Here is a 9,701-nt window from a genome sequence, read left to right on the forward strand (position 1 = left end):
GTTTCCAATTAACTGTACTTTGTTTCTTAACGTATTCATAAGATAAGGTTTTAATATATTGAATGTCATTAGTTCTATTCAACACTGCAAAGATGAGAACACATTAAAAGTTTAGTCGGTTGTTACGTATTTAATATCGTTTGTAAATGTTTGTTGTCGGTTTTAGTATTGATTTTATTAGAAATGTTGTAGATTAGAGTTTTACGAATAGTATAACTAATTATTAGTTTTAAAATTAAGTTAACTATATAACACGTTGTAGCACATTTGGTTTACTCGATAATAACACTAACAATACAAATGCCAAAATCACAAATTTTAACTGGAGTTTTACTAATAACAATTATCTTTTTTATTGCTTTATTTTATCTGAATGTTGAAAATAGAAATGATAGCTTAACTAACAATTCTTTTATTACAATATGTGTAATTGAAAAATTAAAACCATTTTCTTTTTCTTCAAGTACCAAAACAGGGAAAAATGATGCTGTCTATTTTTATTTTGTGAAAAATGATACAGTATTTCATAAAAACGAGTTATTAAAAAGAGGACAAATAAAAGATTTAGAACTAAAAACTAATCAATATTTTGAAATTAGAATCTCGAATTCGGATTATGAAGTTTTTGAAATTGACTACAAAAAAAAGAAAGACACTATAATTGACAAAAATGATCATAAAATACAAATATATAACTCAATAATTCATCAGAATTTAATTGAATAAAAACGTGCTACAACACAGTATATAAGTAATAATATTTTTTACAAATTCCTTTTCTAATAAACTAAAAATTAAATAATTACTATTCCATTTTAGAAGACGTATATTCAAAAATAAATAAATAAATATTTAAAAATAACTATGAGTGATTTATCTAATATTTGTTTGCCTTGCGGAATTTGTTGCGATGGTACTTTAATTGGTTTTGTAGAACTTGAAAATGAAGAATTACCAAGATTAAAAAAAATAATGGACATTGAAGATGAAAGAGATCATGGCTTTTTTCTTCAACCTTGTAAAAAATATTGTAATGGTTGTACTATTTATTCAGAACGACCAAAACAATGTGGAAAATTTGAATGTGGACTTTTAAAATCTGTAGAAGAAAAAGAATTAGAATTCGATTCTGCTTTAGACATTGTAAATAATGCTAAACAATTACGAATTTCTATAGAAAAAAAGTTAGAAGTTTTAGATTTTGAATTAAAATCTACTTCATTTTATTTTAAAATGGTAGAGTTAAAAAAAGTATTTAGCAAAAAAGAATTAGATGATACTTTAACTCAAAATCATTTAAAATTAAAAAAGGAACTTATAGAATTAGATATTTTATTGTCTGATAAATTTGGAGTTACTTTATATTAAAATTAGTATAATTTTTAATTATTAACACGATTTAGACTATGCAAAAAATGTGTCCAGAATGTGGCGATAGAATTATTGGAAGAATAGATAAAAAATTCTGTAGCGATGGTTGTAGAAATACTTATAATAACCGAAATAATAAAGATGCTGTTAATTTAATTAGAAACACCAATAATAAATTACGCAAAAACTGGCGTATTTTAGAGCAATTAAATCCAGAACAGAAAACTAAAACAACTAGAAGTAAGTTATTACAGTTAGGTTTTGATTTTAAATTATTTACAAGCATTTATACAACCAAAGCGGGAACAATATATTACTTTGTTTATAACCAAGGTTATTTACCCTTAGAAAACGATTTTTTAGCTTTAGTAAAACGTGAATAAAATAAAACCCAAACTTATTAATAAGTTTGGGTTTTATTTTTAATAATAATTATGTTTTTATTTTACCAAATTCTAACTCTATCTTCTGGAGCAATGTACATGTTATCGCCTTCTTTAATATTAAAAGCTTCGTAAAAAGAATCTATATTTAATAAAGGTTGCACAGCACGATTCATTCCTGGAGAATGCGGATCTGTTTTAATTTTATTTTTAAGTGCATCATCTCTCATTTTTGTACGCCAAACTGTAGCCCAACTCATAAAGAAACGTTGTTCTGCAGTAAATCCATCTATATCTTCTGGTCTTCCATTTTCTTTAAATTCCATTTGCATCGCATCGTAAGCTGCTAAAACACCACCTAAATCTCCAATATTTTCACCTAAAGTAAATTCACCATTAATAGTTACATCTGGTAAAACTTCTATAGCACTATATTGATCTGCTAAAGCTTGTCCTAAGGCTTCAAATTGTGTTAAATCTTCGTCTGTCCACCAATTATTAAGGTTTCCATTTTTATCGTATCTAGCACCAGAATCATCAAAACTATGTGAAATTTCGTGTCCAATTACGGCTCCAATTCCACCATAATTTACAGCATTGTCTGCAGTATAATTATAAAATGGCGGTTGTAAAATAGCTGCTGGAAAAACAATTTCGTTATAACTTGGATTAAAGTAAGCATTAACAATTTGTGGTGCCATTCCCCATTCTGATTTATCAACTTTATTAACTAGTTTATTTAAATCTTTTTTAAAGTCCCATTTTGAGGCATTAAGCATATTACTTAAATAGGTTCCTCCATTTTCTACACTAGAAACTTCTAATGCAGAATAATCTTTCCATTTATCTGGATAAGCTATTTTTACTGTAGTAGCTTTAAGTTTCTCTATAGCTTTAAGTTTAGTTTCTTCGCTCATCCAGTCTAAGTTTTTAATTCGACCTTCAAAAGAAAGAATAACATTTTTAATCATTTTTTCTGCTTTAACTTTAGCTTCAGCAGGAAACATTCTATCTACATATAATTTACCTAAAGCTTCTCCAATAGTCCAATTTAAAGTTCCTAATGCACGTTCTTCTAATGGTCTTTGTTTTTTTGCACCACGAAGATCTTTGCTATAAAAATCCCAATTAGCTTTTTCTATTTCTGTACTTAATCTTCCTGCAGATTTTTTAAATGTAGACCAACGTAAAAAAGATTTCCACGTATCTACATTACCTTCTTCTAAAATAGAATTTACTACTTTTAAGTATTTTGGCTGAGATACAATTACAGTATCTAATTGTTTAACTCCAATACCTTTAAAATACGTATCCCAGTTTATAGCAGGAACCATTTTTTGTAAATCTGCTACAGAAGTTGGATTGTATGTTTTACGATCGTCTCTTAACTCTACTTTATCTAATTTTGGTGTAGCTAATTTAGTTTCGAAAGCTAAAATTTGTTTTGCTTGTGCTGTAGCATCTTCTTCAGAATCTCCTAAGAATTGTAACATTCTAGTAATATGTGCTACATATTTTTCACGTTTTTCTTTAGAATCTTCATCGTCTTTTACATAATAATCTCTGTCTGGTAAGCCTAAACGACTTGTACCAATATAAGCTACATTTTTATTACTGTCTTTAGCATCTGATCCTACTCCAAACCCAAAAAATTGTGCGCCACCTTTTGGTTCCATTTCTATTAAGTAAGCTTGTAAATCTTCTAAATTAGAAATAGCATCTATTTTTACTAAATATGGTTTTATAGGATTTATGCCTTGATTATTTCTAGAAACCGTATCCATTATAGTTTGAAATAAAAAGACTGCTTTTTCTTGATCTGATCCAGGAATAACATTTATTTTTTCTAAATCATTATTTGTTCCCATTGCAGATTTTAAGATACTTAAAGCATCTTCGTCTGTCATTTGTCTTAATTCATCAAAACTTCCCCAACGAGATCTATCGTCAGGAATTTCGTTATTTTCTAGCCATTTACCGTTAACGTATTTAAAGAAATCATCGTTTGGTTTTACGGTTTTATCCATATAATCCAAATTAATTCCTGGTACAGTTACTACTTCTGCAATGTCTTGGTTTTCTGTTGTTTTAGGTTCATTTTTACAACTAAAAGTTAGTAGTAATGAAGCACCTAAAAGTGTTGTGGTTAATTTTGTTTTCATTTTAAATAAAAAATTTACAAAGTTTAATGCATAAAAAAGCGCACTACAAGTTAATGAATGCGCTTTTATTAATAGGTTAATTTTTCTATTTTAACACCAATTTTTTAGTAATTGTTGAATTATCTGAAGTAATATTTAAGAAATATATTCCATTTGAGTAATTAGCTAAGTTTATTTGATACTTATTATTAGTTGTATTGACATTATACTCTTTAAGTACTAATTTACCAGTTACATCGGATATAGTATAATTAAAATTTAAAGGTTTTGTTGTTGAAATATTAAAAATTCCACTTGATGGATTAGGAGAAATATTTAAGCTATTTGAGGAAAATTCTTCTGTACTTAAAGCATTTCCAGTAATTACAATATTATCTACAATTACACCTTCTTGGTTAACAGATTCATCAGAATGAAATACTATTCTAAACATAAAGTTAGTTTCTGAAGCATAAGCAGATAAGTCTTTTTTATATTCGGTTAATGTAGCAACAGTTCCTGTCCATTGATCTCCAGGACAATTAAAACAAGTATTATTTTGTCCTTGAGTTGTATTACTATTATACCAGTTTAAATCTGAAGATGTTCCTAATAAATTCCAATTTATACCATTATCCAAAGTATATTCTACATAAACAATATCCCAATCTAACTCTAAGTCAAAGCCCATATCAAATCTTAACTCTGGAGCAGTAACTGTTGTTAAATCATAACATTGAGATGTAATAAAACTTTTGGTAGCATCTGGATAATTATTACCTAAAACTGTTCCATATACATTATTTGTAGTTGTATTTCCATCGTTTAAGACAGTTCCGGTAGGAATTCCTCGTTCCCATAATTGATTAGAAGAAGCTTCATTATATACTAAAAGTTCTTGAGTTACATTTTCTAAAGTGTTAACTATATTTGTACTACCTATATCATTTGCATAAATTATTTTTTATTAATAATAATTATTTATTGAATAAGCATAATTTGTAATTGTTTTATTAGCATTAAATGTATGTATACCTCTTCCTAATGAAATTGTAGGTAAAGAAATAGTTGTTGTTGCTTCTGAAGTTAAGTTACCATTCCAAATATAATTATTTGGTGTTCCATCAACTGTATAAATTACATCAATGCTACTTATTACATTAGTTCCATTATTTTTAACCTCAACTGTTGGATTTAAATTAGTATCGCAACTTATTTCATTAGAAAATCCAGCTATAGATATAAGTTTTACATCATTTAAGGCTAATTCTGTAGGAATAGTAGATTGCCAAACACCTCTTCCATAAGTAGCGGCAGTAATTTTATCATCAAAAACATTTATTTCTAAATCTGTTACAGAGACGTTAGGTAAACCATTTTCAAATGGTTCCCAAAGTAAGGTGTCGTCATCATACCTATATACGCCTAAACTTGTTCCAACATATAAAGGGTTTTTAGAATGTAAGTTTTGATGTTTTACAACATATATTGGTAAGTTTGGTAAACCATTAGATATATCTGTGAAACTGTTTCCACCATCAATAGATTTATATACTGTTGAAGAAGTAGTAACATAAAGTATAGAATTATCTGCATTATTTACTTCTATTGATGTAATATTTGACCCAAATGTTTCAATACTTGAAAAATTAATACCTCTATTTGTACTTTTTCTTAGAGTCCCATTAGTTGCTACATAAATATTATCTGGATTAATATCGTCTATTTCTAGTTTATCAATATTTGTTCCAAAATCTGTCGATACCGCAACAAACGCTCCATTTGTAACTTTGTACAAGCTAGAGTAACCAGCATATATTTCACTTTCGCTGTTAATAAATAAAGGCGTAACCCAATTACCATTTTCTCCAGCCGGTCCTCCAATACTTCCACTACTAGATACACCAGCTGTATTAGATATATATAAACCACCACCATTTTGAGTAAACCCATAATAAGCATCAGAATTATTTGGATCTATAGCAGTATCCATTCCATCTGCACCATAGTAGTTTTGCCATGAATTATTACTAAAAGCATGTCCGCCATTATCTTGCAACCCACCTACCATTTTATCAGAAGTTTGTTTAGAAACAGATATCTTATAAAATTGGCTAATTTGCATACCCGCTGTTAAATCCGTAAAACTAGAGCCAGCATTAATAGATTTATAAAACCCACCATCTGTACCAGCTAGTAATTCGCCATTAAAAAATCTTAAATAATGAATATCTGCATGCGTATAGGTAGAACTATTAGGTGAATTCCAATTATTAATTTGAGTAAAAGAGGACTGAGTAGGAGTAGTACCTATTGTTCCTTTCCAAATATTCAACACTCCTACATAAACTTCGTTTTCATTTGTATCAGAAACCGCAAAAGCTAAATCATACCAAGATTGAGTTGATTGAAATATATCTCCATTGTTTGCTAAATCGGCAACAGTAGTAAATGTAGAACCAGAATTAGAAGATTTATATATTGCTTTAAACCCATTAGAATTATCTGCTGCTAATAAATATACAAGATTAGAATTTGATTTTGTTATATCAATTACTAAACGAGAAATATCACTAACGGGTAACCCAGAACTTATTATTGTAAATGTATCTCCTGCATTTATAGATTTATAAAATCTGCTTTGAGAAACACCATAAATAATATTAGGGTTTGTTGGGTTTATTTTAATGTCTTTCATATTTCTAAAAGCTGTCCCAGTACATACAATCCAATTATCTCCTCCATCTATAGATTTGTATATTCCAGCATTAGTAGCAACCCAAAGCATACTTGTATCATTTGGATTAATATAGATATCATTCATACTGTCAATATTGGGAAATGTATTAGGGTTTAATCCAGTCGGTTGAAATGTTAATCCACCATCTGTAGATTTCATAACTCCAACACTGTAAGAATCTCCAGCATCATCATCACCTGTTGCTATATATATTGTGTTTCCTGTTACTGCAATTCCGGAAACACCAATTTGATCTAAATTATCTGTGTAAGTGTTCCAAGTAACACCATTATCTATAGATTTCCAAAACCCACCAGCAGGTGCACCAGCATAATAAGTGTTATTATTTAATGGGTCTTTAATAATTACATTAACTCTTCCTTGTCCAGAAGACCAAGAACCTGTATTTGTATGTGTAAAAGGGCCAACAGGTAACCAATTACTTTCGTCAACTAAACTGTTTTCTTGAGCTATTTTTTGATTTTTAATATTTTGAGAATTATTGTATAATTCTTTTGCTGTTGGTAGCGTTCCATCAGATTTAACAAAGTTTTTCCAATAGTTTTCCCAACGCTTAAATGGTTTGTAACCACTTCCTTTAATATTAGGATCTCTAGTTTCCCAATAGACATTAAAAGCATCTACAATTTCTTGAAACCTTAAAGGATTGTCTAATGTTCTAGACTCCATATTTAATGTTTTCATCCAAGGTGCTTCTGGATTAAACTGTGCCTGTGAAGAAATAGCGAATATAAAACTCGCAATAAAAAGTAATTTTAATTTCATAATCCATTTTTTATAAAAATACGGAAAAACGAAAATAAAACGTTATTAATTAAGATTTTAATCGATAAAAATTAATTAGTATTATTAAATTTTATCGTCTTTAATTTAGTTTCTTTTACTTTTTTTAACTCAATAACCTCAGAAACATTTTCGTTTGGAATTGTAATAGAAAGCACGTAGTGTTTAATTTTCCAGTCTTTTCCAGTCTTTTCTAAAACACCAGAACCTCTACATAATTCCATTTGTGTATCAAGAATTTCATCAAACCAAGCTAAATTTTGCTCTTTATTTATAAAAATATGTCGTTCTAAAGGTGTAAAACTCCATGCTTTTCCTTTATCAAAGTAAGGTTTAGAAAACGCCATAAATTCATGTTTATTCCAATTTTCTGTAGCATCTGTTCCTATAAAAATAGCATTGTCTGCCATTAAACCAAAATAAGTATCAAAATTTGTGTTAGCAGCTGCTAAATGCCAATTATTAAGAATAGTGCTTATTTTTTTCTCATCATTAATTTTAGATGTTATTTGTTTTGAACTATTACAAGAAAAAAACAAAAGTATTATAAAATTAATTAGAATTGTTTTCTTCATCATTATTCTGGTTTGATAATTTGTTGTTCTTCTTTTTCAAGCTTTTTATTTATTTGAAGATTTAAATTTGAAAATGCTACAAACACATCTTTTATAAAAATAAGATCATCTTTCTCCAATTGCTTTTTTATTTTTAATTCTTCTTGAAAACGATATAATTGATTTTGAAGTACTAAAACTCTTGCATTTATAGGTTGAGAATCTATATTTTCTGGAATAGTCGTTTTTAATTCTAAAAGCGTTGAATTAAAAATATCTTCTTGCTCTGTAAAAAACGAAAAATTTAAATCTTTTATATTTAAAATAGCTTGATCAATTGCTGTGTAAGACTTCCATTCTTCAACAAGAACTTTAGCAGGTTTATCTAATAATATATCATTAAATTTTAATTTTGAAATTAGCCCTTTAGTTAAAACTTCCTTTTTAACTAAAGAAGTGTTTTCTTCTGTTTCTTTTTTTGAGTTATCAATACAACTTGATATCAAAAAGAAAACAAGAATTATAAAATACTTATTCATTGTTTTTTAATATTTGAAACAAATATAATGTATAAATACAAAAGCTAAGTATTAACAAAAAAACACATTTATAGTTTTATTTATTTTACTTTTGTTAGAGTTAAAATTAAATATACCAGAATGGAAGGTAAAATATTAATTATTGGAGCCGGAGGACAAATAGGTTCTGAACTTACGTTTAAATTAAGGGAGATTTACGGAAAAGACCAAGTTGTTGCTAGCGATATAAACTACAGTAATGTTACTTTAGTAAACTCTGGTACTTTTGAAATTTTAGACGCTCAAGACTATCAAGCCATTCAAATTTGTTGCGAAAAACACAACATAAAAACAGTATATTTAATGGCTGCTATGTTAAGCGCAACAGGAGAAAAGTATCCTAATAAAGCGTGGGATTTAAATACAGAATCTTTATTTCACGTTTTAAATTTAGCAAAAGCGAAATTAATAGATAAAATATTCTGGCCTAGTAGTATTGCTGTTTTTGGTCCAACAACGCCAAAAGAAAACACTCCTCAATATACTATTATGGAACCAACAACAGTTTATGGTATTACTAAACAGGTTGGCGAACGTTGGTGTGAATATTATAATCAAAAATATAATGTAGATGTTAGAAGTATACGTTATCCAGGAATTATTAGTTGGAAAACGTTACCTGGTGGAGGAACAACAGATTACGCAGTAGAAATATACCATGAAGCCTTAAAGTCTAATAGTTATGAGTGTTTTTTAAGTAAAAACACCAATTTACCAATGTTGTTTATGGATGATGCTATTAAAGCAACTATTGATATTATGCAAGCCAAACCAGAAACTATTAAAATAAGATCATCTTATAACTTGGCAGGTATTAGTTTTACACCTCAAGAAATCGCAGAATCTATCAAAAAACAATTACTAGAATTTACAATAACCTATAAACCAGATTTTAGGCAAGCTATTGCTAACTCTTGGCCAGGAAGCATTAACGATTCCGAAGCTAGAAAAGATTGGAATTGGAAACATAGTTTTGATTTAGATGCCATTACTAAAGAGATGTTAGACAATTTAAAGTAGAAATAAGTAAGAAAATGTTATAAAAAAAGCCTCTACATTGCTGTAAAGGCTTTATCAATTAAAGTGGTCCCACATGGACTCGAACCATGGACCACCTGATTATGAGTCAG

The 9,701-nt window shown here is 28.3% G+C and carries 9 protein-coding genes; 4 read left to right on the top strand and 5 right to left on the bottom strand.

Annotated features, from left to right (window positions below):
• Positions 1-300 precede the first annotated feature (300 nt).
• The 3 genes from ACFDSN_RS10745 (at position 301) to ACFDSN_RS10755 (ending at position 1,754) form a co-directional block, all read left to right on the top strand.
• Positions 301-726, top strand: coding sequence for a hypothetical protein (locus ACFDSN_RS10745; RefSeq protein WP_375239855.1), 426 nt, complete (start codon positions 301-303; stop codon positions 724-726).
• Positions 727-864: 138 nt separating this feature from the next.
• Entirely contained in the window at positions 865-1,368 is a 504-nt protein-coding gene (locus tag ACFDSN_RS10750; RefSeq protein ID WP_375239856.1) for a YkgJ family cysteine cluster protein, read from the top strand.
• 38 nt (positions 1,369-1,406) lie between these two features.
• Positions 1,407-1,754: a hypothetical protein gene (locus ACFDSN_RS10755; protein ID WP_375239857.1), complete on the top strand. Its 348-nt coding sequence runs from the start codon at positions 1,407-1,409 to the stop codon at positions 1,752-1,754.
• 62 nt (positions 1,755-1,816) lie between these two features.
• Here ACFDSN_RS10755 and ACFDSN_RS10760 read toward each other — a convergent pair whose 3' ends face one another.
• The 5 genes from ACFDSN_RS10760 to ACFDSN_RS10780 all read right to left on the bottom strand — a co-directional run bounded on the left by ACFDSN_RS10760 (position 1,817) and on the right by ACFDSN_RS10780 (position 8,532).
• Positions 1,817-3,916, bottom strand: coding sequence for a M13 family metallopeptidase (locus tag ACFDSN_RS10760; RefSeq protein ID WP_375239858.1), 2,100 nt, complete (start codon positions 3,914-3,916; stop codon positions 1,817-1,819).
• An 85-nt stretch (positions 3,917-4,001) separates the two neighbouring features.
• Complete coding sequence (locus tag ACFDSN_RS10765) at positions 4,002-4,856, bottom strand: T9SS type A sorting domain-containing protein (RefSeq protein ID WP_375239862.1); 855 nt, start codon at positions 4,854-4,856, stop codon at positions 4,002-4,004.
• A 6-nt stretch (positions 4,857-4,862) separates the two neighbouring features.
• Positions 4,863-7,421: a glycosyl hydrolase gene (locus ACFDSN_RS10770; protein ID WP_375239859.1), complete on the bottom strand. Its 2,559-nt coding sequence runs from the start codon at positions 7,419-7,421 to the stop codon at positions 4,863-4,865.
• A gap of 71 nt (positions 7,422-7,492) precedes the next feature.
• The gene (locus tag ACFDSN_RS10775; protein ID WP_375239863.1) at positions 7,493-8,014 is read right to left on the bottom strand and encodes a nuclear transport factor 2 family protein; all 522 of its coding nucleotides are present in this window, start codon (positions 8,012-8,014) and stop codon (positions 7,493-7,495) included.
• Positions 8,015-8,016: 2 nt separating this feature from the next.
• A complete protein-coding gene (locus ACFDSN_RS10780) occupies positions 8,017-8,532 on the bottom strand; it encodes a hypothetical protein (RefSeq protein ID WP_375239860.1) in 516 nt (171 codons plus the stop codon).
• A 120-nt stretch (positions 8,533-8,652) separates the two neighbouring features.
• On the opposite strand from ACFDSN_RS10780, the gene ACFDSN_RS10785 reads away from it, so the two are divergent.
• A complete protein-coding gene (locus ACFDSN_RS10785) occupies positions 8,653-9,591 on the top strand; it encodes an NAD-dependent epimerase/dehydratase family protein (protein WP_375239861.1) in 939 nt (312 codons plus the stop codon).
• The last annotated feature ends 110 nt before the right edge of the window (positions 9,592-9,701 follow it).

The organism is Aurantibacter sp., from assembly GCF_042094015.1.
GTDB lineage: Bacteria > Bacteroidota > Bacteroidia > Flavobacteriales > Flavobacteriaceae > Aurantibacter.

Excerpts from the sequence above, each read along its gene's own strand:
- ACFDSN_RS10745 (WP_375239855.1), top strand. The coding sequence starts at position 301 with ATGCCAAAATCACAAATTTTAACTGGAGTTTTACTAATAACAATTATC.
- ACFDSN_RS10750 (WP_375239856.1), top strand. The coding sequence starts at position 865 with ATGAGTGATTTATCTAATATTTGTTTGCCTTGCGGAATTTGTTGCGAT.
- ACFDSN_RS10755 (WP_375239857.1), top strand. The coding sequence starts at position 1,407 with ATGCAAAAAATGTGTCCAGAATGTGGCGATAGAATTATTGGAAGAATA.
- ACFDSN_RS10760 (WP_375239858.1), bottom strand. The coding sequence starts at position 3,916 with ATGAAAACAAAATTAACCACAACACTTTTAGGTGCTTCATTACTACTA.
- ACFDSN_RS10770 (WP_375239859.1), bottom strand. The coding sequence starts at position 7,421 with ATGAAATTAAAATTACTTTTTATTGCGAGTTTTATATTCGCTATTTCT.
- ACFDSN_RS10775 (WP_375239863.1), bottom strand. The coding sequence starts at position 8,014 with ATGAAGAAAACAATTCTAATTAATTTTATAATACTTTTGTTTTTTTCT.
- ACFDSN_RS10780 (WP_375239860.1), bottom strand. The coding sequence starts at position 8,532 with ATGAATAAGTATTTTATAATTCTTGTTTTCTTTTTGATATCAAGTTGT.
- ACFDSN_RS10785 (WP_375239861.1), top strand. The coding sequence starts at position 8,653 with ATGGAAGGTAAAATATTAATTATTGGAGCCGGAGGACAAATAGGTTCT.